Source organism: Aliiroseovarius sp., assembly GCF_965228805.1.
Lineage (GTDB): Bacteria > Pseudomonadota > Alphaproteobacteria > Rhodobacterales > Rhodobacteraceae > JASBTN01.
The window spans coordinates 4,114,375-4,140,555 of sequence record NZ_CBDDIE010000003.1; the positions used below are offsets into that span (position 1 = coordinate 4,114,375).

At 60.2% G+C, this 26,181-nt stretch carries 27 protein-coding genes and 1 tRNA gene; 14 read left to right on the forward strand and 14 right to left on the reverse strand.

Features of this window, described 5'->3' with window-relative positions:
* Positions 1-94: 94 nt before the first annotated feature.
* Entirely contained in the window at positions 95-1,540 is a 1,446-nt protein-coding gene (locus tag ACO07D_RS21330; protein WP_421704945.1) for a cobyric acid synthase, read from the forward strand.
* Between the two features lie 145 nt (positions 1,541-1,685).
* Here the strand turns inward: ACO07D_RS21330 and ACO07D_RS21335 are convergent, their stop codons facing one another.
* The 3 genes from ACO07D_RS21335 to ACO07D_RS21345 all read right to left on the reverse strand — a co-directional run bounded on the left by ACO07D_RS21335 (position 1,686) and on the right by ACO07D_RS21345 (position 4,879).
* Entirely contained in the window at positions 1,686-2,558 is an 873-nt protein-coding gene (locus tag ACO07D_RS21335; protein ID WP_421704946.1) for a hypothetical protein, read from the reverse strand.
* Between the two features lie 167 nt (positions 2,559-2,725).
* A complete protein-coding gene (locus ACO07D_RS21340) occupies positions 2,726-4,183 on the reverse strand; it encodes a TolC family outer membrane protein (RefSeq protein ID WP_421704947.1) in 1,458 nt (485 codons plus the stop codon).
* Between the two features lie 42 nt (positions 4,184-4,225).
* Positions 4,226-4,879, reverse strand: a complete 654-nt coding sequence (locus ACO07D_RS21345; protein WP_421704948.1) for a protein-L-isoaspartate O-methyltransferase family protein — start codon at positions 4,877-4,879, stop codon at positions 4,226-4,228.
* Between the two features lie 171 nt (positions 4,880-5,050).
* On the opposite strand from ACO07D_RS21345, the gene ACO07D_RS21350 reads away from it, so the two are divergent.
* A tRNA-Cys gene (locus tag ACO07D_RS21350) sits at positions 5,051-5,124 on the forward strand.
* 62 nt (positions 5,125-5,186) lie between these two features.
* Here the strand turns inward: ACO07D_RS21350 and ACO07D_RS21355 are convergent.
* Entirely contained in the window at positions 5,187-6,203 is a 1,017-nt protein-coding gene (locus tag ACO07D_RS21355; RefSeq protein WP_421704949.1) for a site-specific integrase, read from the reverse strand.
* A gap of 471 nt (positions 6,204-6,674) precedes the next feature.
* Here ACO07D_RS21355 and ACO07D_RS21360 point away from each other — a divergent pair, with 471 nt between their 5' ends.
* Positions 6,675-6,980 carry a hypothetical protein gene (locus ACO07D_RS21360; RefSeq protein ID WP_050673817.1) on the forward strand — a complete coding sequence of 102 codons (306 nt, stop codon included), beginning with the start codon at positions 6,675-6,677 and terminating at the stop codon, positions 6,978-6,980.
* A gap of 2 nt (positions 6,981-6,982) precedes the next feature.
* On the opposite strand, the gene ACO07D_RS21365 is transcribed toward ACO07D_RS21360, so the two are convergent.
* A complete protein-coding gene (locus ACO07D_RS21365) occupies positions 6,983-7,624 on the reverse strand; it encodes a hypothetical protein (protein ID WP_421704950.1) in 642 nt (213 codons plus the stop codon).
* 158 nt (positions 7,625-7,782) lie between these two features.
* On the opposite strand from ACO07D_RS21365, the gene ACO07D_RS21370 reads away from it, so the two are divergent.
* The gene (locus ACO07D_RS21370; RefSeq protein WP_421704951.1) at positions 7,783-7,995 is read left to right on the forward strand and encodes a helix-turn-helix domain-containing protein; all 213 of its coding nucleotides are present in this window, start codon (positions 7,783-7,785) and stop codon (positions 7,993-7,995) included.
* A 2-nt stretch (positions 7,996-7,997) separates the two neighbouring features.
* Complete coding sequence (locus tag ACO07D_RS21375; RefSeq protein ID WP_421704952.1) at positions 7,998-8,198, forward strand: hypothetical protein; 201 nt, start codon at positions 7,998-8,000, stop codon at positions 8,196-8,198.
* Between the two features lie 225 nt (positions 8,199-8,423).
* Here ACO07D_RS21375 and ACO07D_RS21380 read toward each other — a convergent pair whose 3' ends face one another.
* The 6 genes from ACO07D_RS21380 to ACO07D_RS21405 are packed head-to-tail and all read right to left on the reverse strand — an operon-like array spanning position 8,424 to position 15,849.
* Positions 8,424-9,269 carry a crotonase/enoyl-CoA hydratase family protein gene (locus tag ACO07D_RS21380; protein ID WP_421704953.1) on the reverse strand — a complete coding sequence of 282 codons (846 nt, stop codon included), beginning with the start codon at positions 9,267-9,269 and terminating at the stop codon, positions 8,424-8,426.
* A 2-nt stretch (positions 9,270-9,271) separates the two neighbouring features.
* Positions 9,272-10,705 (reverse strand): aldehyde dehydrogenase family protein, encoded by a 1,434-nt coding sequence (locus ACO07D_RS21385; RefSeq protein WP_421704954.1) that lies wholly within the window; start codon positions 10,703-10,705, stop codon positions 9,272-9,274.
* Between the two features lie 15 nt (positions 10,706-10,720).
* On the reverse strand, positions 10,721-12,325 hold the full coding sequence (locus ACO07D_RS21390; RefSeq protein ID WP_421704955.1) for a class I adenylate-forming enzyme family protein: 1,605 nt from the start codon (positions 12,323-12,325) through the stop codon (positions 10,721-10,723).
* Positions 12,318-13,109 (reverse strand): crotonase/enoyl-CoA hydratase family protein, encoded by a 792-nt coding sequence (locus ACO07D_RS21395; protein WP_421704956.1) that lies wholly within the window; start codon positions 13,107-13,109, stop codon positions 12,318-12,320. Before ACO07D_RS21395 ends, ACO07D_RS21390 begins: the two co-directional genes overlap by 8 nt.
* Positions 13,106-14,719, reverse strand: a complete 1,614-nt coding sequence (locus ACO07D_RS21400) for a class I adenylate-forming enzyme family protein (RefSeq protein ID WP_421704957.1) — start codon at positions 14,717-14,719, stop codon at positions 13,106-13,108. Before ACO07D_RS21400 ends, ACO07D_RS21395 begins: the two co-directional genes overlap by 4 nt.
* A 2-nt stretch (positions 14,720-14,721) precedes the next feature.
* Positions 14,722-15,849 (reverse strand): aminomethyltransferase family protein, encoded by a 1,128-nt coding sequence (locus tag ACO07D_RS21405; RefSeq protein ID WP_421704958.1) that lies wholly within the window; start codon positions 15,847-15,849, stop codon positions 14,722-14,724.
* Between the two features lie 236 nt (positions 15,850-16,085).
* Here ACO07D_RS21405 and ACO07D_RS21410 point away from each other — a divergent pair, with 236 nt between their 5' ends.
* Positions 16,086-16,955, forward strand: coding sequence for a LysR substrate-binding domain-containing protein (locus ACO07D_RS21410; protein WP_421704959.1), 870 nt, complete (start codon positions 16,086-16,088; stop codon positions 16,953-16,955).
* Here the strand turns inward: ACO07D_RS21410 and ACO07D_RS21415 are convergent.
* A complete protein-coding gene (locus tag ACO07D_RS21415) occupies positions 16,904-17,812 on the reverse strand; it encodes a LysR substrate-binding domain-containing protein (RefSeq protein WP_421704960.1) in 909 nt (302 codons plus the stop codon). The genes ACO07D_RS21410 and ACO07D_RS21415 overlap by 52 nt on opposite strands.
* Before the next feature lie 73 nt (positions 17,813-17,885).
* Here ACO07D_RS21415 and ACO07D_RS21420 point away from each other — a divergent pair, with 73 nt between their 5' ends.
* Both ACO07D_RS21420 and ACO07D_RS21425 read left to right on the forward strand, forming a co-directional pair.
* Positions 17,886-19,478 carry a trimethylamine methyltransferase family protein gene (locus ACO07D_RS21420; protein ID WP_421704961.1) on the forward strand — a complete coding sequence of 531 codons (1,593 nt, stop codon included), beginning with the start codon at positions 17,886-17,888 and terminating at the stop codon, positions 19,476-19,478.
* 12 nt (positions 19,479-19,490) lie between these two features.
* On the forward strand, positions 19,491-20,582 hold the full coding sequence (locus ACO07D_RS21425; RefSeq protein ID WP_421704962.1) for an aminomethyltransferase family protein: 1,092 nt from the start codon (positions 19,491-19,493) through the stop codon (positions 20,580-20,582).
* A 174-nt stretch (positions 20,583-20,756) separates the two neighbouring features.
* On the opposite strand, the gene ACO07D_RS21430 is transcribed toward ACO07D_RS21425, so the two are convergent.
* On the reverse strand, positions 20,757-21,281 hold the full coding sequence (locus ACO07D_RS21430) for a hypothetical protein (RefSeq protein WP_421704963.1): 525 nt from the start codon (positions 21,279-21,281) through the stop codon (positions 20,757-20,759).
* Positions 21,282-21,296: 15 nt separating this feature from the next.
* Between ACO07D_RS21430 and ACO07D_RS21435 the strand changes: the two genes are divergently transcribed.
* Positions 21,297-21,917 carry a TetR/AcrR family transcriptional regulator gene (locus ACO07D_RS21435; RefSeq protein ID WP_421704964.1) on the forward strand — a complete coding sequence of 207 codons (621 nt, stop codon included), beginning with the start codon at positions 21,297-21,299 and terminating at the stop codon, positions 21,915-21,917.
* A gap of 273 nt (positions 21,918-22,190) precedes the next feature.
* Here ACO07D_RS21435 and ACO07D_RS21440 read toward each other — a convergent pair whose 3' ends face one another.
* Positions 22,191-22,448, reverse strand: a complete 258-nt coding sequence (locus ACO07D_RS21440; RefSeq protein ID WP_421704965.1) for a hypothetical protein — start codon at positions 22,446-22,448, stop codon at positions 22,191-22,193.
* A 202-nt stretch (positions 22,449-22,650) separates the two neighbouring features.
* Between ACO07D_RS21440 and ACO07D_RS21445 the strand changes: the two genes are divergently transcribed.
* The 5 genes from ACO07D_RS21445 to ACO07D_RS21465 all read left to right on the forward strand — a co-directional run.
* Positions 22,651-22,968 carry a hypothetical protein gene (locus ACO07D_RS21445; RefSeq protein WP_421704966.1) on the forward strand — a complete coding sequence of 106 codons (318 nt, stop codon included), beginning with the start codon at positions 22,651-22,653 and terminating at the stop codon, positions 22,966-22,968.
* A gap of 64 nt (positions 22,969-23,032) precedes the next feature.
* Complete coding sequence (locus tag ACO07D_RS21450; RefSeq protein ID WP_421704967.1) at positions 23,033-23,611, forward strand: lytic transglycosylase domain-containing protein; 579 nt, start codon at positions 23,033-23,035, stop codon at positions 23,609-23,611.
* Positions 23,611-23,901, forward strand: coding sequence for a TrbC/VirB2 family protein (locus tag ACO07D_RS21455; protein WP_025060020.1), 291 nt, complete (start codon positions 23,611-23,613; stop codon positions 23,899-23,901). The genes ACO07D_RS21450 and ACO07D_RS21455 overlap by 1 nt, the downstream gene beginning before the upstream one ends.
* Positions 23,902-23,908: 7 nt before the next feature.
* A complete protein-coding gene (locus tag ACO07D_RS21460) occupies positions 23,909-24,187 on the forward strand; it encodes a type IV secretion system protein VirB3 (protein ID WP_421704968.1) in 279 nt (92 codons plus the stop codon).
* Positions 24,177-26,181, forward strand: a 2,005-nt coding sequence (locus ACO07D_RS21465; RefSeq protein ID WP_421704969.1) for a type IV secretion system protein B4, incomplete at its 3' end; no start/stop codon positions are given. The genes ACO07D_RS21460 and ACO07D_RS21465, both read left to right, overlap by 11 nt.

Sequence of the window (26,181 nt, forward strand, 5' to 3'; positions counted from 1 at the left end):
TCAACCCCGATTCTGTAACACCCATGTGAAAGACCGGAGCGGGAGCGTCGCAAACGGGCTTGCGTGGGCGGGCCGGGCAGCGGACAAGACAGATATGACGAAAGCACTCATGATTCAGGGCACCGGTTCGAATGTCGGCAAGTCGATGCTGGTGGCAGGGCTGGCGCGGGCCTGTGTGCGCCGTGGGCTGAAGGTCGCACCGTTCAAGCCGCAGAACATGTCGAACAATGCCGCCGTGACAGCGGATGGTGGCGAGATCGGCCGCGCCCAGGCGTTGCAGGCGCTGGCCTGCGGGCTGGCTCCGCATACGGATATGAACCCGGTCCTTTTGAAACCGGAGAGCGAAACCGGCGCGCAGGTCGTCGTGCAGGGGCAGCGCTTTGCCACCACCGGGGCGCTGGGATATGGCAAGCTGAAAGCGCAGTTGCTGCCCAAGGTGTTGGAGAGTTTCGAGCGGCTGAAATCGGGCGTGGACCTGGTGCTGGTCGAAGGCGCGGGCAGCCCCGCCGAGATCAACCTGCGCCCCGGCGACATTGCCAATATGGGCTTTGCCGAGGCGGCGCGCGTGCCCGTGGTGCTGGCCGGTGACATTGATCGGGGCGGCGTGATTGCGCAGTTGGTGGGCACCCAGGCGGTGCTGCCGCCAGAGGATGCGGGGCGCATCAAGGGCTACCTGGTCAACAAGTTCCGCGGCGACCCGCGCCTGTTCGAGGCGGGCGACGCCGAGATCGCCAGGCGCACCGGCTGGGCGGCTCTAGGTGTGCTGCCCTGGTTCGCCGACGGCTGGCGCCTGCCCGCCGAGGATGTGCTGGACATCGCCTCGCAGGCAGGAGGCGCCATCAAGGTCGCGGTGCCGCAGCTGGCGCGGATTGCCAATTTCGACGACCTCGATCCGCTGAGCGCGGAACCGGAGGTCACGGTCGAGATCGTGCCGCCCGGCCGCCCCCTGCCCGCCGATGCCAGCCTGGTGCTGATCCCGGGGTCGAAATCCACCATCGGCGACCTCAATTTCTTCCGCGCACAGGGCTGGGACATCGACCTTAAGGCGCATCTGCGCCGAGGCGGGCGGGTGCTGGGCATCTGCGGCGGCTACCAGATGCTGGGACGCGAGATTGCCGATCCGGAAGGGTTGGAAGGCAAGCCGGGCACGGTTGACGGGCTGGGGCTTCTGGATGTGACAACCGTGCTGGAACCGGCCAAGACCCTGGCGTTGACCGAGGCGACCTGGGTTGAAACCGGCGATGCGGTGCAAGGTTATGAAATCCACCTGGGCCGCACCCAGGGGCCGGATTGCGCGCGCAACTGGCTCACGGTCGGTGACCGGCCCGAGGGGGCGGTCAGCGCGGATGGGCTGGTCCAGGGCACCTATCTGCACGGGCTGTTCAGCTCGGATCGCTTCCGCGCGGGATACCTGGCCGGGCTGGGCGCCGAGAACGCGGGAGAGAGCCACAGCCAGCAGGTCGAGGACACGCTGGATACGCTCGCCGCCCATATGGAGGCGCATTTGGATATAGACGCACTGCTGGCACTGGCCGAATAAGGCCGATTGGGCTGGAGGGTTAGCGTTCCACTCGCCTCGACCACGACAATGGCCAGGGTGGGAGCCCGACCGGCCTTTCCCCACGGGTCCAAAACGAAAACGCCCGCGACAGGCGCGGGCGTGAATTGCGTGGATGTTCAGCGGGTTATTCGAACTCGCGCAGGGTTAGGGCGCGCTGGATCTCGCGGCGCACCAGGCGGCGCACATTGCGGGTGATGCGTTCGCCCACGGTGCCCTGAAGCTCTTCACGCACGAGTTTCTGCACCATCTCGCGCAGGACCTCTTCGTCGATCACCGCCTCATCGAATGTTTCGTCGAACAGGGCCTCGGCGTCTTCCTCGATCGAGTCGGGATCGGTCGCGGCCTCCGTCTCTGCGCGCTCCTCAGCGACGGGCGCGATCGAGATCACCTCAGCCTCTTCGACGGGCACCTCGGCCTCGATGAACTGAGCTTCTTCCACCTCTTCGCCGTCCCGCGCCGCCCAGGCGGCATGTTCGAAGACGACGGTTTGCGGTTCCTCGGGCTCGACCTCGCTGCCATCGGGTTCCCAATCGCCGGGCGTATCGCTGATGACCGCTTCCAGCTCGGCAATGCGGCTTTCCAGGCTTTCAGGTGTTTCAACTTCAGATACCTGCGGGGTCTCGACCACCTCTTCCGGCTCCGGCCAGGCCATCTCCGCCAGCTCGGCCTCGTCACCCTCGGACGTCAGCGCGTCCTCCGCCACCTCTTCGCTGATCGGCTCGGAAATCGGGTCCGAGAGCAGCATGGGTTCAGGTTCACGCGCAGCGTGAGGTTCAGGCGCGTCCTGCAGTTCGGCCACTGGCGCCGCGGCTTCATGCACGCGGAACGCCGGGGTCAGCACCAGCTTGTCGACGACTGGGGGCTCGGCGGGCGCGTCCACATGCGGCGCGGCCTCAGGCGCGACGGCCTGCGGTGCCTCCCCCACATTCTCGGATACCAGCCTGCGGATCGAGGACAGAACATCCTCAATCTCGGCATTGGTCACGGCTTCGGACATGCCCTGCCCCTGTTTCTTGTTACGTTACGCCTCTGACACAGTTTAACGGGCGGGATAGATTCGAACAACAGATGGCCCGAATTTTCGCGATTTCAGCCACTTGGCTGCCGAGAAGGCAAGAAAAAAGGCCCGGAGCGGGTCCGGGCCTTGGATCTGGTCTGCCAGGTTTACTGCTTGCCCAACGCCTTCAGCACCGCATCCAGCTTCTCGCCCTGCGGGCTGACCTGGCGCACCGGCGCGGTCGACACGGTGTTGTAATAGGCCTCGGGATCATAGGTCACGATGCCCAGGCGCAGGTGATCGGCGGTCAAAAGCCCCATGGAGGAAAGCAACTGATAGACCGCCAGGTACTGGTCGACACCGGCGGTGAGGCGGGCGTCTTCGGCGTCCAGCAGTTCCTGTTCGGCGTTCAGCACGTCGAGCGTGGTGCGCGCGCCCAGGCTGGCCTCTTCACGGGCGCCGCGCAGGGCGACGCGGCTGGCGCGGATCTGGCGGTCGGTGGCTTCGATCTGGGCGGTGGCAATGGCCAGCTGCGCCCAGGCGTTGCCGACATTCTGGTCGACCGTATGACGCACCACATGCAGGTTGGCCCGCTGCGCTTCCGCCTGGGCCAGCGCCTGGCGATAGAGTGCGGACAGGGCCCCGCCCTGATAGATCGGGCCACTGACCGACACCCCAACGGACGAGGTGAAATAGTCATTGGGATGTCGCGTAATCGGCATGATCGGATCCCCGGCCGCATCCGTGACCACCCCCTGCGAAGCCCCGATGTTCAAAGTCGTGCTGGCACTGGCTGACACGCTCGGCTTCATGGAAGAGAGGGCCAGTTGCACGCCCAAGTCCGCAATGGTCACCTGCCGCTGGGCGCGCAGCATGTCAGGATGAGTACGGCGGGCGATGGCCTTGGCCTCCTCCAGCGTTGTCGCGGTCATCGGCGCGCGCGGCGGTGTCGCCAGGGCGCCGGGATAGTGGCCGGTCGCCGCCTTATAGGCTTCACGCGCAATCGCCATCTGGCCCTGGGCGGCCCCTTCGGCAGCACGGGCTGCTGCCAGACGGGCCTGGGCCTGGGCCACGTCGGTCTGGGTCACCTCGCCTACTTCGAACCGGTCATTGGCGGCGCGCAACTCCTGCGTCAGCAGGCGCACATTGTTTGATTGCAGCGCAATCGAGTCGGCAGCCTGGCGCACATCCATGAAGGCAGAAACCGCCAGGAACAACACCTGCTGCTCGACCAGGGTCAGCGCGTCACGGGTGGCCAGAACGGTTTCCTTGGCGATATCGATACGCAACTTGCTGGCACCGAAATCATAAAGCAGCAACGAGGATGACAGCCCAACCGACCCGGTCAACGTGTCATCGCCCGAAAAGGTCGAGGAACGATCCGTATAGGTCCAGTTGGCCACGTAATTCAGCGTCGGGCGCAACGCGGCCACGGCCACCGCCACATCCTCGTCCGCGGCGCGCAGAAGCGCGCGGTTCTGTTCCAGAAGGCCCGAGTGCTTGTAGGCCGAGATCATTGCGTCCGTCAGCGTCTCGGCCAGCGCGCCCATCGGCATCAGAACGAGGGCGGCCGAAGCAGCGCCTTTCACGAATTTGTGTTTCAGCCCTGCCAGCATGTCGGCCATCCCTCTGGTTAATCGCGTTTTCCCCTAGATAGGAACGCCCGTTTACAAAACAAAGGCCCGGCGGGCCTCAAATCCGGGCAAAATCGGCGCGCCCGCGTTGAACGAGAAACGCCAGGCGATCTCGCCGTCGATCTTGTAGCCGATACGCACGGTGCCCAACATTCCGTCGGCGAAGATCGCGGCGATGCGCCCGCCTTCCTTCAGCTGGTCCAGCAGCGCCTCGGGCATGTGTTCGACCGCGCCGCCCAGAAGCGCCACGTCATAGGGGCCGTTCTTGGCATTGCCTTCGGCAAGCGGCCCGGCCATCACGGCGACATTGTCGAACCCGTTGGCCGAAAGGGCCGCCTCGGCCTCGCCGGCCATCGCCTCGTCTTCCTCAACCGCAACGACGAAATCGGCAATGCGCGCCAGAACGGCGGCACCATAGCCCAGGCCGCAGCCCACGTTCAGCACGCATTCGTCATTCTGCACGTCCAGCGCGTCGAGCATCTTGGCGAGCGTGCGCGGCTCCATCTCGACCCGGCCCGCGCCCAGATCCACATTACGCCCGGCATAGGCCACGTCGCGCTTGTCGTCGGGCACGAAAGCCTCGCGCGGGACCGACAGCATGGCGTCGATGATCGGGTATTTGGTCACGTCCGAGGGGCGCACCTGGGTGTCCACCATCATGGTACGGCGGGCGGTGAAATCAGTCATGGTCGATCCATCCGTGGCTATAGCGAGCCTGTCTTGCCACAGATCGCCGGGGGCGGCAACATCCGCCCCCCACCCTGCGGCAAGATTGCCACGCGAAATCCGTGCAAATCCGGCACCGATCAGGGCTTGCACCCGGCACGACCTTGGGCTAAACCGCCTGCACCCTTCGGCGGCGAGTTGGCGGAGTGGTGACGCAGCGGATTGCAAATCCGTGTACACCGGTTCGATTCCGGTACTCGCCTCCATTTAAAAACAATCACTTACATCACTCCTTGCCGTGTTTGAGGCCCCGCGTTTACAGGGGCGTTTACATTTTTGTGTCTTGAGACAGTGATTTTGCTCGATTGAGCTTGCGCAGAACCGCATCGCTTTCGTCCGGGCTTACCTGCGCATAATGCTCGATTACCTGCGCCGCGTAGCGAACCGACCACCCCATCAGAACTGCGATTTGGCGCAAAGACAGATCGGCATTCAGCAATCTTGTCGCCGCTGTCCCGCGCGTATCGGACAAAGTCTTCTCGCGCCCATCGATCCACGGTGGGATCTCCGCTTCGCGCCGGTCGATGGTGAAGGTGCCTTCCGGCGTCTCTGCGATCAGTTTCTCAAGGGCTGAAGTGGCCGGGATATATGCGATCTGGCCGCGCTTACTGGTCCTGAAACGAAGGCGCTTGCCGTGCGGCGTGTCTTCGAATTGGTCCATTTTGACCTGAACCAGATCAGCTGCCCGCAAACCGGTTTCGCATCCTGCGGTCAGGATCCTCTGCACCCATTTCGGCGCAAATTTGTTGAACTGGGCGATGTCGCCACTCGTCCAGATGATTTCTGTGCGGTTCGATTGGTAGAGCTTTTTAAGCTTGTGACAGTGATGCTCTTTCAGCTTTCCCTCTTCCACCGCCCAATTCAGAACGCGTGTCGCATGGGTGCCCGCCATGTCGTGCTGCTTGGGCGAATGGAGCCACTTCTTGCGCCAATTATTGACCTCGCCCCGCGAGGCGCGTTCTTCGAACATCGCGACAGGATCTGCACCGAATTCTTCGCGAAACAGCTCCAGCCATTTGCGGATATCAGCCTTTGAACGCTCAGCCTTGGGCAAGGACGCGCTGGACAGAAAATCGTCGACCAAGTGAGTCGTCAGATATTCAGCCGGGCTCACGGGCGTACCGCACTGCGAAAACGCATGGAAGAATTCGGGCTCTTTGGGGTTCGGGTCCGTCCCCTCCCAAAATTTGGGGCCGCCCCGCCAGGCATAGAAATGGTAGCGAACACCAGACACAACTTTGCGCCGGACACGGTGGACGCCCTTGGGAAGGTTACTTCTGGGCACGGCGCGCTCTCCGCTGTGCAACGAGGCTCGGTTGCGAAGTGGCCTCGCGTTCTGCCGCGCTGATGCCCTGAACAGCATCCAATCGCGCGCGAATGAGTTTCGGATCATACCACCCGCGCCGCCCTGGCACCGGAGCGATACCCGTCCTACGGCAGAAGTCATAGAAGGACGCGCTCGGCTCACTGTAGCCGAAGAGAAGCGCAAGCTCTGGGGTCGGAATCAGCTGAATATGGCTTGGGCTCATTTTTCAGCCCTCTCACCCACGGCTTCTTGCCGCGACATGGCTGCCCGCAAACAAGACACCACCTGAGCGCCCTGTGAGCGCAAGTTGCGCACAGCCTCCTCTTCGAGCCAGGCTTTCACGTCCGCTGGAAGGTTAAGTTTGAACTGGGTTGTCTTCATATTTACACCTCAACAAAAGGACATAAAATGTCCATACCATTGAGGACAAATATTGTCCATCATGCAATCATGAAAGAAGAAGCCTTGGTCCAATTCAAACTCTTGCTTCCTGCCGCGCTCAAGAAGCGTCTGGAAACGCATGCCACACTGAACCGGCGCAGCCTGTCTCAGGAAATCGTCGTCGCCCTAGAGGAGAAGTATCCGGCCGCAGAACCGGATGCGACATCCGATCCAGCGGCCCGTATGCTGTTCTGGCTCGCCAAACGCATCCGTCGAAGAAACCCAAAGCCTGGGACGCCAAGGGACAAACAAGCCGCGCTATATGAACGCATTGCGGGCGATATCGCGGAACGCATGAAAGACATCGGCGAATAACCCTAGTAGGCCACCCACTCATATCCATGGTTGCCTTCGTGATCTTCCCATTCGACACCGACCCCGCGACGCCAGTTTGATGACGAACAGCGCCGCGACGGCAGAACCCATTGCGGAGCGGCCGCTGGGGTCGTGCGTTGCCAGCCGAATTCGCCCTGCGTGCCGTAGGTCCCGAGGCGCATGTTATGACTCTCAGAACATTCATCGTCGCGGCCACGTTCGCGATGGCTGTAGTACCGCACATCCCAGACGCGGAGCGAGCGTACGAAATCGAATTCCAAGCCACTGATGTCGATATCGGCACCGTCTTCGACCACCTGAGCGAGAATGACCTGGCCGAGCGTCTTATCTATTTGGTTACTGGCCTCCCAGATCTTCGGGGCCGTGCTTTGCAAAGGCACACGCTCAGAAACACCCATCGGGCAGCGCCAGATTTGCAACGGCGGCTCAATCGGCCAGGGCGTGATCCGACGGATAAACACGGCGCGGGCATGGGCACATTCTGCTGACGCGGGCCACCCACCAGCCAGGCAAAGCAGAATGGCGCAATCGACCTGATAGGCCTTTGCCGCCTGCGGGGCCACGGTTGAAAGAAGAGCCACGACAGCTCCGGCGCTCAAATTTCTGATAAGTCTGCACCACATATCAATAAATGCCTTCTGACTACATTACTGCATTATTGATACACTAGCTCCAATCTCAATCTCCACACCATATGCGAGCATAGTGTTTATGATGTTCGCGCGCGTTTTGTGGAATATATTCCGTAGAGCCGTTCTTGTGATCTGGCCGAATAGAGGCCATGAAATTAGGGGAACGAGTAGGGTTAAATGTCCGGAATCTAAGAAGTTCCAGAGGATTGAGCCAAGAACAGCTAGCTTTGGCTGCGGATGTAGATCGCAGCTATATCAGCGAGATCGAACTCGCCAAAAATTCAGCATCAATCGATGTTCTGGAGCGGATCGCACTTGCTCTCGAAATCGACCCACAAGAGTTATTAAACAAGAGGGGCTGATATTGCCCGAAATTACGAGTGTTCGCACAACGGCCGAAGCCATCGGCCGTATTTCATGCATCAAAACAGGTGAAGAAATCGGCCTTTTGTATCGCTGGGACAACGGCGAGACGCAGGCTGCGTTGTATGATGACGGCAATTCTAAAACACCACATTGTTCGGATCATCCCGCTGAACCAGACATTGGTGGAAAACGCAGCTAACGGCCGGAAAGAGCCCAACCTGTGAATTCGATTTTCTTGCTGCGAGCGCGCGCAGCGTGCCTCCCCGCCGCACTGCCGAACTTTACTCGCTGCATGGCAGAGAAGAATGCAGCCATTCCGGCAGGCCGCAGCAAATCTGAAACTTCGCATTCATACTGTGCGGAACCTTACCGCTATTTGGTCAATCAAACCGAAGCACTGATTTCGGTCGCCGTACCCGAATTATCAGTCGAAGGGTTTGTTGCGGGTCCAGTCGAATGTTCCGGCGTCCCGTTCCTGCACCGCTTGTTTCCAGCCGACTTGCTCCACGCGGGCTTTGAAGTTCATGCCCTCAGGTGAATGGCGGGTGATGCCGTCGAACACGGTGGCAAGGCGCTGCGTCTGGTTGATCTTTTCCTCCACTGCAGCGTTGATCACCATTTTCTGCATGGCCAATTGGTTGATCGGCACGGATGCCATCCGGGCAACCAGCGCTTCGACCTCGGCATCGAGCTGATCGTCAGGCACGGATTTCAATATCAGCCCCATCTCTGCGGCTTCAACCCCGCTGATCTTGTCACCCGTAAACATCATGCGCTTGGCCTTCTCCGGTCCAAGCCGGTGCACCCACATCGCCGTGGTGGGGCAGCCCCAGACGCGGGTGGGCATGTAACCGATTTGCGCGGTGTCCCCCATGATCGTGAGATCGGCACACAGCGCGATGTCCGAGCCGCCCGCGACGGCAAAGCCGTGCACCTTGCAGATCACCGGTTTCATTGCCCGGAAGAGCGACATGAAGGCCTGTGTGTTAGCCCACATGAACTGGAAATCCTGCATCGGGTCCCAGGGCATGTCCTGCACCACCTTGTTGGGACCATTGCCCTCGGCGTAGTGGGCCAGGTCGTAGCCTGCGCAAAAGGCCTTTCCTGCGCCGGACAGGACCATCACGTGGATGTCTCGGTCATGGTCGGCCTCTGCCACCGCCGCCGCCAGTTCGCGCGGCAGGTCATCGTCGATGGCATTCATCACCTCGGGTCGGTTCAGGGTGATCCGCCCGATCCGACCATCTTTCTCGTACAGAACCTTTGCCATACCTACCCCCAATCGCTGACGGCCTTGACCTCCAGAAACTCCTCAAGACCCCAGACACCGCCTTCTCGGCCATTGCCCGACTGCTTCATGCCGCCGAAAGGCGAGCCCGCACCGCCGAATTTGCCGTTCATCTCGACCATACCAGACCGCAGCTGACGCGCCACTCGGCGGGCGCGGGACTTGTCAGGGGTCTGGATATAATTCGTGAGGCCAAAGGGCGTATCGTTGGCCAATGCGATCGCTTCCTGTTCAGAATCGAAGGGCGTGATACACAGCACCGGTCCAAAGATTTCTTCCTTCCAGATCGTCATTTCCGGCGTGACATCAGCAAAGATCGTAGGGCGCACGAAGTGACCCCGGTTCAGCCCGTCGGGGCGGCCAAGTCCACCCGCGATCAGTGTGGCGTGTTCCTCTATGCCGCGCTTGATCAAATACTGGATCTTGTTGAACTGTGTTTCAGAAACAACCGGGCCGATCTGGCGGCCTTCGATGTCCGCTGGTCCGACCTCCGTTTTCTCTGCTACGGCTCGGGCGGCTTCAACGGCCTGGTCGTATATCGAGCGCTCCACGAGCATCCGGGTCGGCGCGTTGCAGGACTGGCCCGAATTGTTGAAGCAGTGCCGCACGCCGCGTGTGAAGGCCTTTTCATCTGCATCGGCGAAGATGATGTTGGCCCCCTTGCCCCCCAGTTCGAGGCTGACGCGTTTCACGGTGTCTGCCGCGGCCTTGCTGATCGCGACCCCAGCTCGGGTTGACCCGGTGAAGCTGACCATGTCCACGTCCGGGTGCGCGGTGAGATGCGCGCCAACACCGGCACCATCACCGTTCACAAGATTGAACACACCGGGCGGGAAGTTCGCTGCATCGATCATCTCGGCCAGCAGAATTGCACTGAGTGGCGAGAGTTCAGAGGGTTTGAGCACCACCGTGCAGCCTGCCGCCAGGGCCGGGGCGACCTTCAGCATCACCTGGTTCATCGGCCAGTTCCATGGGGTGATCAGGGCGCAGACACCAACCGGCTCGTATAGGATCATGTCGCCGGGCGCGTGGTCTCCCAAGGGACGTTCAAAGTCAAAAGCCTTGGCCGCCCGGATGGTGTTCTTGAGATGCCCAGCCCCGGCACCGACCTGTGCAGTCTTTGCCAGTGCGATAGGTGCCCCCATTTCGGCACTCATGGCCTGTGCCATATCCTCCGCCCGCGACTTGTAAACCTCCATCAACCGCTCCAGTGCGGCGATCCGATCCAAAGGGTCTGTTGCCGCCCAGGCCGGGAATGCATTCTTGGCCGCGGCGACGGCCGCGTCAGCATCAGCGACGCCACCCAAAGTGATCGTGGCGATATTCTCTTCCGTGGACGGGTTCTCAACCGCAATTTCGCGCCCGTCGATCGAAGCTATCCATTGGCCGTTGATATAGTGTCTGGTTGCGTCCTGCATGGCGGTTCCTGTCAGTCAGAGTTCATTGAATTCCCCGGCGACGAAACGGTCGCGGAGAACAAATTTCTGGATTTTGCCCGAGCCGGTCAGGGGAAAGCTCTCGACCTGCACCCAGACATTCGGAGTTTTCTGCGGGGACATGTTTGCGCGGCAATGGGCATGCAGCGCGCCCTTGTCGAGTGGTCCTGTGCCGCGGATGAACGCGCCGATGACCTCGCCCCATTTCGGGTCCGGCAGGCCAACCACGGCGACCTCGGCCACTTGCGCGTGTTCCAACAGGCAGTTCTCGATCTCGGCCGGGAAATGGTTCTCGCCACCCCGGATGATCATTTCCTTGACCCGCCCCGTCACGGTCACATACCCGCGCGCATCCATCCGGCCCAGATCACCCGTATGTAGCCAACCGCCTTCATCCACCGTCTCGGACGTGGCCTTGGGGTTGTCATTGTATTCCAACATCACACAGGGACCGCGGGCACAGATTTCCCCGACCTTGCCAACGGCGACAGCGCTATTGTCATCGACGCTGCGGATCGAAACCTCGGTTTGCGCGACAGGCTGACCGGCCGTGTTACAGATGTCGTCGATACTGTCTGAGAAATGGTGTTGAGTGATCACCGGGCAATGTTCTGTCTGACCATAAAGCGTCGAGAATCCGGCGCCCATCAAGTTCTGCACTCGGCGCACCAGTTCCGGGGCCACCATCGAGCCACCACAGCTGACCAGTTTCAGGGCCGACAGGTCGCGCGGACGCGTTTCCTGCGCGTCGAGCAGCGCCACCACCATGGTCGGCACGCCAAGGATGATGTCCGCGCCGTTCGCTTCCAACTGGTCAAGCGCAACATCCGGAGCAAACAGGCTGATCAGCACCATGCGGCATCCCGCCTGCAAGCAACCAAGGGTGACCATACCGCAGCCCGAGGTGTGAAACATCGGCATGATGTTGACCCAGGTGGTCGCCTTGGTCGCGCCGCAGCGGGACGCGTAGAAGCGTGCATTGTTGACCAGCCCGCGATGGCTCAGCACCGCCCCTTTGGGAAAGCCGGTGGTGCCGGACGTATATTGGATCATCGCCGCGTCGCCCGGGGCGACTTCGGGCAAAGCAGGCGGGCGGGGCCCTTCCGCGTAAAGCGCTGCGCTTTCCATGTCCGTGACTTCGCGCACCGATGGGATGTTCGCCGCGACCTCAACCCCGATCCGGCCCATGGGATTGCCGCGGAACTCCTCGACAAGGAACAGGGCAATCGCGCGTGACTGCTCCAGAACATAGGCCAGCTCACGTGCTTGAAAGGCCGGGTTCGCGGTCACCAGAACCACTCCGGAGAGCGCACAGGCATATTCCATCAGGACCCATTCGGGACTGTTGGGCGACCAGACGGCCACGCGTTCGCCGGGCGCAAAGCGTGTGGACAGAGCCAAAGCCAGCCGCTCGGCATCTTTCAGAAGTTCGGCGTAGGTCCAGCGGCGTCCTTCTGTACCGTCCCGCCTGACTTCGACCAAGGCCTCCGCCTCCGGTCGCGCCGCAGCGACCTCGCGTAGCAATGCGCCGATGGTGATCTCGCGTGTCTCCATGTCGGACTGGGCCGGGGCATGGGAGGTGGTGAGGCTCAGCTCATACATCGCTGAAATCGCCCCCTCGACCCTTGCCGCTGGCGAAGCGGGCTGCGCCTTCGACGCCTTTGGTGACCTCGGCCTTGCTGCCACGCCATTCCTGCCGAAGTGCGTCGCGCATCGAAAACCCGTGCTGCGCCCGCACAGAGCGGCGATCGGCGCGCATGCAGCTTTGCGGGAAACGGGCTATGTCATGGGCCAGCGCTTCGGCCTTGGCGCGCGCGTCGCCTTCAGGCACGACGTATTCGCACAAGCCGATCCGCAGCGCCTCGTCTGCATCGACGCGGCGACCGGTCAGGATCAGGTCCATCGCGCGACCTTCGCCCACCAGACGCGGCAGGCGCACTGTCCCACCGTCGATCAGCGGAATGCCCCAACGGCGGCAGTAGACCCCCATGAAGGCGGTTTCTTCCATCACCCGAATATCGCACCAAAGCGCCAGTTCCATGCCGCCAGCCACGGCAGGCCCTGCCACTGCGGCGATCACCGGTTTGCCGAGCTCCAACCGGCTGGGTCCCATGGCCGCCATCGGTGGGTCGCCTTCCTCCGGAAAGTCGAACGGATCGAGCGCTTCGGCCCCGGCAAGAGAGGCTGCATGCTTCAAATCCCACCCGGCACAAAAGGCACCGCCTTCGCCCCAGAACACCGCAACACTGGCGGTATCGTCCGCGTCAAACGACCGGAACGCCTCATAGAGTGCCTTGGCGCTTTCCGGGTCCATGGCATTGCGCGCCTCTGGGCGGGAATGGATCACGGTCCAGACGGGGCCGTCCTTTTCAATTCGCACACTCATTGCAGAACCTCTCCGTAGCTACCTGCGAGGAACTTCTCACGAATGGCGAATTTCTGCACTTTGCCGGAGCCTGTCAGAGGGAAGTTCGGCACATGCACCCAGACCGATGGCGTTTTCTGCGCGGACAGATGCGCCCGGCAGTGGGTGCGCAAATCGGCCACGTCGAGCGGTTGGTCGGACAGGATGAATGCCGCGATCACCTCTCCCCATTTCTCGTCCGGCAGGCCGACGACCGCCACCTGTGCCACGTCCGGGTGAGTCACAAGAACCGCCTCGATCTCGGCCGGGAAATGGTTTTCACCGCCGCGAATGATCATGTCCTTCACACGGCCCGTTACCCGCACGAACCCCTGAGCGTCCATCGTGCCCAGATCGCCGGTATGCAGCCAGCCTTCGCCATCGATGGCGGCGATGGTAGCCTCCGGGTTGTCGTTATAGCCGATCATCACCGCGTAGGATCGCGCGCAAATCTCGCCCACTTCACCTATTGGGAGCACACGATTATCTTCAGGTGAACGGATCGAGACCTCGGTCTGTGGCAGCGGTTGGCCAGCCGTCTCCACGATCTGCTCAAGCGTTGCCTCGACAGGGTTCAGGCAGATCATCGGGCTGTGCTCTGTCTGCCCGAAAGCGCTGAGCAAGTGACAGCCCAAACGGACCCGCACCCGGCGGACCAGATCGGGTGGCACCGGTGCGCCACCCGTCGTGATGACCTCAAGCGAGGACATGTCGCGTTGGGTTCTGTCCAGCGATTCCAGCAGATTGAACAGCATGGTGGGAACGGCAAAACAGGTTGTGACGCTTTGTTCCTCGATCAATCGCGCAAAGACATCCGCGTCGAACCGCTTGATCAACAGCATCTTGGCCGCGGCCTGAAGGCACCCAAGCGCGCCCGTGGCACAGCCCGCCGTGTGAAACAGCGGCATGAAGTTGGCCGAGACCGAATGCGGACCAACCTGCTTGCGTGCGCAGAACAGACGCGCGTTGTTCACCAGGTTCTTGTGGCTGAGCACCGCGCCCTTTGGAAATCCGGTTGTTCCCGAGGTGTATTGGATCTGCGCGGCATCGTCCGGCTGGACGTCCGGCAGGAGGGCGGGTCGTTCTCCATATGCGTAGAGCGCGTCCTCGTCTTCCAGATTGACGACCTCGCGCAATGCTGTGTTGCCGCTTGTCGCCTCGCGCGCAATCTCAGCCATCGGGTTGCCTCGGAACCCGTCCACCATAAACAGGCCGACGGCACCGGATTGTTCCAGCACATACCTGAGCTCGGAGGCCTGAAAGGACGGATTGGCTGTAACCAGAACCAACCCCGCAAGACCGCAGGCATATTCCATGAAAATCCACTGAGGGATATTGGGTGCCCAGACGACGACCCTGTCACCCGCTTCGAACCGGGTGGCGAGGGCGCGGGCCAAGCGCTCGGCCTGCACCAGCAGCTCACCATAGGTCCATGACTGGCCACAGTCACCACTGTCCGCGACATCCACCATCGCCACGGCATTCGGGTGGCTGGCTGCCACCTCTCGCAGCATCCCACCAACCGTGACGTCGCGGACATCCGCATCATTCTGCGCCGGGAAGTGCGAGGTGGTGAGGTTCATGTCATACATGGTTATTCCGCCGCTATTGGGCTTGTGGGGATGTCGACAAGCTTGCCGCGCGGAATGAGCCGGTCCGCGTCATACATCGGCAGGGTGCAAAGCTCGCCTTTTTGAGTGGAACCATCGGCGCAGAGCACATCGACCTGCGTGCCGGGCCCCTGCGCAGGGTCATCCATGCGCACGATGCAAACACCACAGCCCTGATACGGCGAATAGCCCGAGGAACAGACACGGCCGACATCTTTGCCATCAATGGTCATGACGCGTCCAAGCTGCGCCACGCCGCCGGACACGCGCATGCCCCATGTACGGCAGGACTGGTTAGCGGCCTCCAACGCCTTGCGGCCAACAAAGTCACGGTCGTCGAACTCGACAAAACCGCCAAGCCCTGCGTCGAACGGCGTCGTCTCGGCTCCGAAATCCGACCCGGCATTGAGCAACCCCGCCTCGATCCGCCGCGCCCGGAACACCGGCGTTCCAGTCAGCAAGATGCCGAACGCCGCGCCGACCTCCATGATCCGGTCGCCGATGGCGGGGATGTCGGTGTCGGGCAGCAGGTAGACCTCCCAACCCAACTCATTGGTGAAGCCCGAGCGGCTGATCCAGCAGGTCTGGCCCGCGATGGAGACCTCAGCGCAATCGAAATAGCGGAAAGGATTGGGCATCGGTCCGTCCAGTACCGCGGCCAACAATTCCAGCGAACGCGGCCCCTGGATTTGGCTGACCCAGACATTGGGGTCGTGGATTTTCACGTCCAGCCCCTCGGCGTGGGCCTTGTACCAGCTGAACAAGTCGCCGTCGGCCTGCGCCATCCAAAACCTGTCGTGGGATAGCCGCAGCAGCACCCCGTCTGTGATCATGCCGCCATCATGATAGCAGGCAAACTGATAGGAACAGCGGCCCGGTTTCACCTTGCTGACACTCCGGGTGAACACCTTGTTCAACAGAGTTTCGGCATCCGGTCCGCTGATCTCGATCGGCAACTCGCCAGTGTGACGAAAGATGACATTGGTGCGCACGGCCCAATACATCTCGTCATCCGTGGCCGTGTCGAGTTTCTCCGGCGTCAGGCGCGAGTTGTAGAGCGTGTATTCGGGATTATAGGGCAGCTCCATGTAGCTCAGCGGATGGGGGGGCATTGTTCGGGTCAGTTCGCGCGGGCGCTCGCCTTTGTTCGGAAAGGCTTTGACTGCGAAACGAGTGTGAGAGAGGTCGGTTGTCATATTATTCACCGTTCAGAGTTGTTAGACGCCTGCGGGTGACCTTCGACAAGGACAGATGGATGCCACGCATTGTGTTAAGGATATTTGGCCAAATGGGCTTGGCGCAAATCTAATGATTTGCACACGTCGTTCCAAAAAATTAAACAATATACATGCGATTTCGTTCTTATGATGCTCTCAAGACCTTTGATGCTGTTGCCCGCAATCTGTCGATGACCAAAGCGGCGGACGAGGTGCATCAGTCGAAAGGGTCGATCAGTTACCAGATCAATAAACTCGAAGCCGAGCTCGGCTTTCGTCTGTTCGAGCGCGCGCATGCAAAACTGGAACTGACGGAGGAAGGGCGCAGGTTGTGGCATGTGTCCCAAACGGCCCTGAGCCAGATCGACCGTGAAATCGAAGACCTGCGTGGCACTGCCTCCAGTGCCGTGACTATTGGTGCACTGACCTACTTCTCGTCGCGCTGGCTGTCGCCAAGGCTCACACGGTTCTTCGAGGCCAATCCCGGTATCAGCCTGCGGATCGAACCGCTCAACTCCGTCGACATGATGAGATCTGTGAAAGTTGACATGGCAGTCCTTTGGGGAATTGGCGGCTGGGAGGGCCATAAGAGCGAACTTCTTTTGTCCCTGCCTGCTGTGCCAACCGCCAACCGCGCAGTTGCTGAGCAGGTGAGCCGTCTTGGGTTGGCCGAGGCGGTCAGGCAACTGCCGCTCTTGGGGGACAGTTCCGGTGATGCCGGTTGGCGGGCCTGGCACAAAGCCGCTGGGCTGCCTTACACGCCCAGCCGGTCCAGCTTGACTATCCCGGACTCAAACAGCCGCGTTCAGGCGGTGGTGGATGGCCAGGGGATCGCCCTGTGGGATAATCTGGTCGCGGCTGAATTTGGCGATGGAACGCTTGTCAGATTGTCCGATGTCAGAGTTGATAACGCGGGTTACTTTGTCGTTTTCACGGATCAGCCGATGTCTCAAGGCGCAGAGTCATTCATGGACTGGTTGCGGACTGAAACCGCATCCTGAAGCCAATCCGAGAACACCGTCGCCGGTTCTGACGCTGTAGCCCGATCTGGCCTGACGATGAAATAGCCATAGTCTGGCAGCACGATCTCCGACAGCCGATGAAGCTTACCTGCCACCAACTCTTCGCTCACAAGATCATCCATCAGGGCGATACCTTGGCCGTTGATCACCGCCTGAACCCGCACGTTGGGATCCGGCACGATTAACACGTCGCGCCGCGCCTGTGGCGGCAGGCCCGCAAGCTCCAACCATTCAGACCAGGCGTTGCTGTCTTCGCGATCGCGCAGCAATGTTAGTTCTGGGACCGCCTCCCTGATCCCCAGCCGTTCCACCCGGCCCGCAACATTGGTATTGCCAACCGGAAAGGACGGCATCGGCATGAACGGTGTCACGGTGCCGTCTTTCCAATTCCCGTTGCCCCATCTGATCGCCAAATCCACGCCCTGCATCTCGGCCCCTGAAAACTCGATCATCGGCTGAATGCGAAGCTGCACGTCCGGGTGGCTTTGCATGAAGGTCATCAGGCGTGGCGACAGCCAGCGCGCGGCGAAATAGGTCGAAACACCAACTGTCAGAGAGAGGGTCGAGACCCCCTTTAACATTTGAATTTCGGCTTCGATCTCGTCGTATCGGCTCTGGCAGATCGTCAGCAGTTTCAGACCTTCACCGGTCAGAGTGACGCCGCGCGTGGTGCGCTGGAACAGGCTCACGCCTAGATCGGCCTCAAGGGTTTTGATCTGATAGCTGATAGCACCTTTTGTCATATTGAGTGCCGCAGCCGCCGTCGAGAAGCTGGAATAGCGAGCGATCTCGGCAAATAGCCTGAGCAAATCATGGTGATGGAAACGAGCAGTCATGGGGTAGCGTATAATTTATTTAAACGCTGAGAACAGATTTTTTCGATTTTCAAGCTGCTTTTTTGAACATGATATGCGTTTAGGCTCACAAAAGGAGTTGCTGGCGTTGGAAACTTTGAACGCAATCACAGACATGCCAGCCCCTCAGGGTCGCCGCAGCAGCGCGCGCCGTGGCCGTCTTTCCCGTCATAACGCGCCCTCGGAGAGCACACCGTTCACGGGCCGCAAGATACCTGCATACGATTTGCTGGATGAAACGGCCTTGGCCTGCATCGAAAGTCAGGCGAACTGGATATTGGACAAGATCGGTGTCGAGTTTCGGGGGGACCAAACGGCGCTGGATCTCTTCGCCCAGGCGGGCGCGCAGGTGGACGGTGAACGCGTAAGGTTTGAGCCGGGCCATGTTCGCGCGCTGTGCGCCACGGCCCCAAGCGAATTTCAACTACATGCCCGCGACCCGGCCAAGACCGTGACACTTGGCGGCGACAACGTTGTGCTGATGCCAGGATATGGCTCTCCCTTTGTCAGTGATCTGGCAAAGGGTCGGCGCTATGCGACGCTGAAGGATTTCCGCAATTTCGTGAAACTGGCCTACAGTGCCCCTGCGCTGCACCATTCCGGCGGCACGGTGGTCGAGCCGACAGATATCCCGGTGAACAAGCGCCATCTCGACATGATGCTGGCGCATCTAACGCTCTCGACCAAGCCCTTCATGGGCTCTGTCACGGCGCCTTCGCGCGCGCGCGACAGTATCGAGATGGCACGCCTCGTCTTTGGTGACGTCATGGATCGCTTTGCTGTGATGCAGGGCAATATCAACGTCAATTCGCCGCTGATCTATGATGACACTATGTCTTCGGCCCTGCGAATCTATGCAGAGGCGGGCCAGTGTGTTTGCGTCTCTCCTGCGATTTTTGCAGGCGCCATGGGGCCACTTTCCCCGGCCGCCGTCGCGGCACAAACATTGGCCGAAGCCATGGTGGGCATCGCGCTGGCACAGCTGGTGCGGCCCGGTTGCCCGGTAGTGTTTGGCTCGTTCCATTCGACGATGAACCTGCGCACCGGCGCGCTGACTTTCGGATCGCCCGAGGCAAACATGACCACGATGGCGCTCACACAACTGGGACGAAGACTTGGCGTGCCGGTGCGCTCTGGCGGGGGTCAGATCACCGCGTCCAACGCGCCGGACGGGCAAGCCATGCAGGACAGCACCGGCGCGATGTGGTCCACGCTGCTCTCTGGTGCGCATCAGGTCTGGCATGCGGCGGGCTGGCTCGAGGGTGGGCTTGTGATGTCTTATGAGAAATTCATCATGGACCTCGACCATTGCGGCGCGATGCTGAAGCTTTTGCAGGGTTTCGCTACCGATGACGAAGCCTTTGGGCGCGACGCCTACCATGAGACCGGCCCGGGCGAGAATTTCCTGTCGACCAGCCACACGCTGCGCCACTACACGACGGCGAATTTTGAACCACGGATATCTGACGCCGGCCCATTCGAGACCTGGTCTGAAAATGGTGCGCTGACCGCTGATCAGCGCGCCACGGCGCGGTGGCATCAGATGCTGAACGACTATCAACAACCCGAAATGCAACCCGGCATCCAAGCCGCGCTCGAAGACTTCGTATCCGAGCGCAAGGCGCAGATGCCGGACGAATGGTACTAGAAAGGAACGCCCATGACCGAAGAGCTTAGCCGCACATCCGCCCTTGCCTCACGCCACACCGCACTTGGCTCTGGGCTGGAAGATTGGAATGGTATGGGAACGGCCTGGACCTACAACACCGACCCCAATGATGAACACGATGCGGTTCGCGAGCGCGCGGGCATGTTCGATATGTCGCCATTGAAGAAGGTGTTCGTGCGCGGTCCTGACGCCCTAGCGATTCTCGACCACCTGACCACACGCGATCTTTCCAAACTCGCACCGGGAAAGGCGGCTTACCTGTGTGTTCTCACCGATCAAGGCGGGATCGCCGATGACGCTATCGTGTCGAACAACGGCGGTGACGAATGGATGATCGTGCACGGTTCGGGCGACACGATGGCGCTCTTGCAGGCTTCGGCGGAGGGGCACGATGCTCAAGTTACGTTTACTGACGATCTTCACGACCTGTCGGTGCAAGGGCCGGCCTCGCTGGAAATTCTCAACGCGCATACGGATATCGACCTAAGCACTCTGGCCTATTTCGAACATGCGACTGCGGTGCTCTTCGGTCATTCTTGCCGCATCTCGCGCACCGGATACTCCGGCGAACGTGGCTACGAGATCTTCGCTGACGGCTCGGTGATCACCGACATCTGGGACAAACTGGTCGAAGCAGGCGTCATGCCCTGTTCCTTCACGGCGCTCGATAAGGTGCGGATCGAAGCGGGCCTGCTGTTCTACGGCTACGACATGACCGAGAACAACACCCCATGGGAGGTGGGGCTGGGCTTCACCATCAGCAGAACCAAGGGCGATTTCCGGGGCAAGGCGGCAGTCATGGCGGCGAAAGGTGCCGAGAAGGTCAACAACGTTTGCCTCGACATCGACCATCCAGACATGGTCGAAGGCGGTGAAACCCTGATGTTGGACGGTCAGGAAGTCGGCATCATCAACAGCCCCTGCTATTCGCACCGTATGGGCAAATCCCTTGCCCTGTCCCATGTCCGACCGGGCCTTGCGGTTGGCACCACGCTCACGGTGTCGGGCGAGGGGCTGGAAACCACGGCCACAATCACCACCAGCCCCATCTATGATCCTGACAAGTCGCGCACGCATAGCTGACGCAGCCTATGCATTCCGGCGAAGGGCGAACCTCTGATCGCCCTTCGCATCACTGCAATTGACTTCGGCAGAACACAGATGCGCTAACCCGCCATTCATGAGGCGTAAGATCATTCTGAAAGCCCAACTCGCTAATCGGTCCAAGGCATAGCGAGCGGCAGACTTCGATGTCGCCTAGCTTCTTTGCAATCGCCCAATGCCCCATCGAATGAGCCCGACGAGTAATGGCAACAACCCCACAACCAGCAGGGCATTCTTAATCAGGCTTAGTGTTGAACTCAGCGCAATCAAATCATCTGAGACGTCGGGGTATCCCCGCGCGAGAAGAAACAGAGTAACATTCTCGGTATAGTCGCCAATCCCACCCAGAAGTGGTGCAAGACAAAGCCAATCGACGCCGCGCCCCTTCCATAGAATGTAGGTAAACACGGCAGCGATGAGCGAGTAGAGAGCTGGGTTGAATATATCCAGAAGCTGGATTCGGCCGTACAGCGAGAACCCGCGCTCACCATAGCTTCCAAGAACTTCCGTCACTCTTTCCCTGGTATATCCTTGGTCGAAATCCAGAATTCCAAAGCCGCCGCTGACTTCCCTGAGCTGCCCAAGCGTCATCAGGATTGCGCCAAAAACCACGAGATAGGCGATGATGAGAACGGTTAACCCGCGTCTTGTTGCCAACTGAGAGATCAACGAAATCATGTTCACTCCTCAAAAATGACAGTTGTGTCAGTTAAAAATGACGGGTATGTCAATAATGAAATTTTTGCAAGACCCGAGATGAACGCGAATTTTGAAGACCTTACACCAAAGGCACGGCGTACAAGATTGGCTCTCTTGGAAGCCGCAAGAGTTGAGCTTGGCAATCGAGGCGTTGCGGGCGTTACGGTCATGGCGGTTTGCGAACGGGCAGGCATAGGCCGCACATCTTTTTACAATTACTTTGAGGACACAGGCGCCTTGGTGTCGACAGTTGCAGAAGAGGCCGCGAAGGATGTGAAGGAACGGTTTGATGCCCTGCATTCTGGCGTTCCGCGAGGACGTAAGCGGTTGGAAGCCTGTCTGCGCATGATCCTGGAAACTGCGACTAATGACTCTGAGGCGATACTCCTCGTTACATCATTGGCAAACTCAGCTCCGAAGATCATGGAATTGCTACGCGCAGAGATTTCAGCGGAACTTGCAGCCTTCGCTCGGGTACCGGCCAAAGATCAACCGGTCTTGGTAGATCATCTGACCCAAACAGTTCTCGCTCTCGCGCATCAGATGGCCATAGGCAATCTCGCCAAGGAAAGCGTTGATTGCCATGTCGAATTCATGATGCGCGCCTGCGGCTGATCTTGACATAGGACACTCGTCCAAGGTCCGTTTCGTCCCGGTCTGGATGGTCTAATCAATTTGCAGTGAAAGCGCGGTTTCGTTTCGCGCGAAACTGGCGCCCGCGAACGACCGGTCTGGCGACACCAATCGCATTGCGTCGATGAGGTTGCGGCACGTGTGAACGAATGCTGCGTCGGCAATAGCTGCGTGAGCAAAAGGCAGCTAAGTCCGCATTGCCGACATTTGCCGCAGCTTTGATGAGCGGCCGCTATCAATAGGCAAGGACGGGTCTCAATACCTCACGTCGTCCAGAAGCTCCAAGAGACGCGCATAGTCTCCAGTGACCGCGCGCGCTTGCTCGAAGACATCTCGCCGCTGCTGGTCAAGGCAGCGGAAGTACCGTTCGACATCGGTAAAATACGTATCCGCATCACGCTTCAACAGATCCGCATAGGCCCTGACATCATCGGGGTCGGTCGGCATCCAGGGCGGCGCAGGCGGCAGGCAAGTGCCCGCAATCGCGGCAGAACCCCAGCTCAGAACGACCATAACCGCCCATGTTTGTTTCAAAAGCGCCATATTATCTTGGCTCAGCCACTCCGTTGCAGTAAATTTGTTTCAACGCATGAAGGGCGCAATAACTCAAATTGCACCTATTGATTGCAAGATTATAATATTGTATCGGTTCGGTAGTCCATGAGGGACTGCCGGGCCAATGCATAATTCTGCAAGGCTCGATCCTATGAATTTGATGCAAGACGCCCCCAATGTTGTCAGTGAAGACGGGCTGCGCACGCTGCTTGCCGAGGGTCATTCGGCGGATGTTGTGTGCCGGGTTACGCCCACACGAACAGGTGCTCAGTGGTCCGGAGTATGGACCGTGCATTGCGTCTCGCCAGATGGTGAGACGCGTCGCCTGCTTGTCACCGCGCGAAACAACATGGCTGCCAGGGAATTCAAGACTATCAACGGCTTATCCAGCTTCCTTGCTGGCCTTGGCGTTTCGATCGTCTCGATACCGATGCTTGAAGGCAAGATCGCCTCGCACAACCTGTACGACGAAGGCTAAACCACTTGCCGTCCTCGCAGCATTCCTTGCTGCACCCGCCTATTCTGAAGGCTTCGTGCTTTCCATGCGGGCCGATGGCCATCTAGAGACCAAGGCACCGCAATCAGGTTTCGCACAAAGCTACGTCGATGGGATTGGCGCGAACCCACCAGAGTTGATTGTTTTCGCAGCACCTGAGCCTGAAACTCCCCCTCCTGCACCCGCCCGCGCAGTTCCCCGCCCCGAAATCCTTGCAGCGCTTGAAAGTACCGCACACCGTTATGGCGGGCACCCCGCACTGCGCCGTGCTGGGCTGTCGGTGACGGAATGGCAGGCCCTCTTCCAAGCCAATATCGAGATCGAAAGCGCTTATCGTCCGAATGCGCGCAGCTCAGCTGGTGCGATCGGCCTCGGGCAGTTGATGCCCGGAACGGCCGCGCAGCTCGGTGTGGATCCCCATGATTGGCAGGCCAATCTGGATGGCTCTGCTCGTTACCATCTCATGATGTTGGCGCAGTTCGGCACGCCCGAACTCGCGCTCGCTGCCTATAACGCGGGGCCAGACGCGGTCGCGCGCTATGGCGGCATTCCTCCCTACCGAGAAACCCAAAATCACGTGCGCCGCGTCTTGGCGGTGCGTGATCGACTGACTGGAGCCTCCTGATGCACATACAATTCCGCACGATCCTGTCGCTGGCTCTGGCCAGCTTGATGATTGCCAATCCCGCCTTTGCGCAGAGCATCGACCTCTCGCCGGTGCAGAACCTGTTGCAAGGTATCGTCGACACGATCACCGGCCCCTTGGGTATTGTCATCGGCACCTTGGCCCTGATCGGTGTGTTCCTCTCTTGGCTCTTCGGCATTCTGGATTTCCGCCAAGCCCTCTGGGTGCTGGTTGCCATTGCAGGCATCGCAGCTGCACCGACCATCGTGACCGCGATCTGGGGCGCGTAAATCCGGCATGGCAACGCAAACGCGCCTCTTCCTGGGCCTGATCCGGCCGCCAAAGCTCATCGGCTTGCCGATCATGTATGCCATGGTTTGGCTCTTCGGGTTTGTGTTGCTGTTTCTTTGGGTCCAAAGCTGGCCGGTGATCATCATTGCTGCTCTGGCCTATCCCGCGCTGTGGAAAGCGGCAAATTGGGATCCGGCCTTTCTTGAGGTGATGGCCACCGCCTTGCAGGAAACGCCCCCGACGCCAAATCGCAAGATCCATTCGGGGGACAGCTATGCTCCATAACCCCTCGGATGATCTTGCGACGCTACCGGACTGGGCACGCAAAGAGCGCCCAATGGCCAGCATGCTGCCCTATGTCAGCCTCGTGGATGACGTTACGATCCGCACGCGCGGCAATGCCCTGTTCCAATGCATCCGCCTAGATGGCGTCAACAGCATGACCTGCGATGACGCGCATCTGGAGAAGATCCGCGCGCTCTTCGCGGCGATCATTGCGCAGATTGGGCCAGAGTACGGTTTCTACGTTCACAAGGTTTCAAAAGCGATCGAAACCGGCTTGCCGCCCGTGCCCAATGAGGGGTTTGCCCAAGCGCTGGACACCCGCTGGCAGCTGGCCATGGCGCAGGCGGGCCTGCGGGACAAGACACTCACACTCACGGTGCTGAAACGTCCTCCCCTCGGCGCGCGGCTGCGCCTGAAACGTGCAGACTCAATCGCACAGCTGAAAGACCAGACAGCCAAGCAATTGCGCAAGCTCGAAGAAGTTGTCGGGTTTCTGCTCTCATCCTTCGCAGAAATGAACCCGCGTCTGCTCGGAGCTGAAACCGGTGAGCTACTTGGCTTCCTCGGGGCGCTCAACATCGGCCAAGAGCGACCGCTCTTCGCAAAATCCCGCTTTGGCATCATTGCCGAAGATGTCGCCAACACGCGCGTCACGTTTCAGGGGCGAGGCTTTACGCTCGACGATGGGACGGCGGGCAAGCGGTTTGGCACCAGTTTTGCGATCAAGACCTACCCGGCAAAAACCAGCTGCACCATGTTCGATGAGCTGAATCTTCCCGTCGACATGGTCGTCACCCATTCTTTCACGCCGATCAACAACAACATCATGGCCAGCCGGATCAAGCGCCAACAGCGTCTGATGAAGGCCAGCGATGACGGCGCGATTTCCCTCGCCGAAGAACTGGTCGACGCGCTCGACGATCTGGAGTCGAAGCGCCTCAGCTTTGGCGATCATCACATGACGGTGACGGTTTTCGCCGAAACCGGGGAAAAGCTGGAAGCAATCGCCGCCGAGGTCCGCAACATCGCGGCCAGTGAAGGCGTTAATCTTGTAAACGAGAGCTTTGCGGCGCGGACCCACTATTTCGCGCAGCATCCGGGCAATGGACAGATGCGCAGCCGCAAGGCCGCTATCACCAATACGAACTTTGCCGACCTCGCCGCGCTTCATCGCGGTCAACTGGGTAAGCCCGGACGCAAAGTGCCTTGGGGCGAGCCAATCACCCTGTTTCCAACGCCTGAACGCTCGGGCTTCCTGTTCAATTACCATGAGACGGGGCAGCCGGACAAAGAGCCGACCGGCGGACACACCTTGATCCTCGGCCGTCCTGGCTCCGGCAAGTCAGTGTTGTCGGCGTTCCTCATGACACAAGCCCGTCGCTGCGACGCGCGCGTCTTTGTTTTCGACTATCGCGCTGGCATGGAAATGGCTGTGCGCGCGAATGGCGGGCGCTACAGCGCCATCAAGGCGGGTGAAGCAACCGGCCTCAACCCACTGCGCACTGAAATCGATGGGCGCGGGCAAGCCTGGCTGTCTGATTGGCTGGCCACGCTCTTGCATCGCACCGACAAGCCCCTGAGCCCGGTTCAGATCAACCGCATGCAAGAGGTGGTGCGACAGAACGCCGGGGCGAGCGATGCCGCCCTGCGCAACTGGCAGGATTTGGCCTCCCTCTTTGTGGCGGGGGCAGATGAAGGGGATCTGTTCGAACGGATTCAGGAATGGACCTCAGATGGCCGCTACGGTTGGATTTTCGGGCAAAGCGCTGAGGATACCTTCTCGCTCGATGGTGATGTGGTCGGGTTCGATCTGACCGGCATTCTCGACAGCGAAAGCGAGAAGGAACGCATGGCGGTTCTCTCCTACCTGTTTCGACGGGTGGAGCGCGTGATCGAGGATCGCAAGCCGACGTTGATCATCATCGATGAGGCCTGGAAAGCACTCGACAACCCGTATTTCGCGGATCGGCTCAGTAACTGGCTGGTCACGGCGC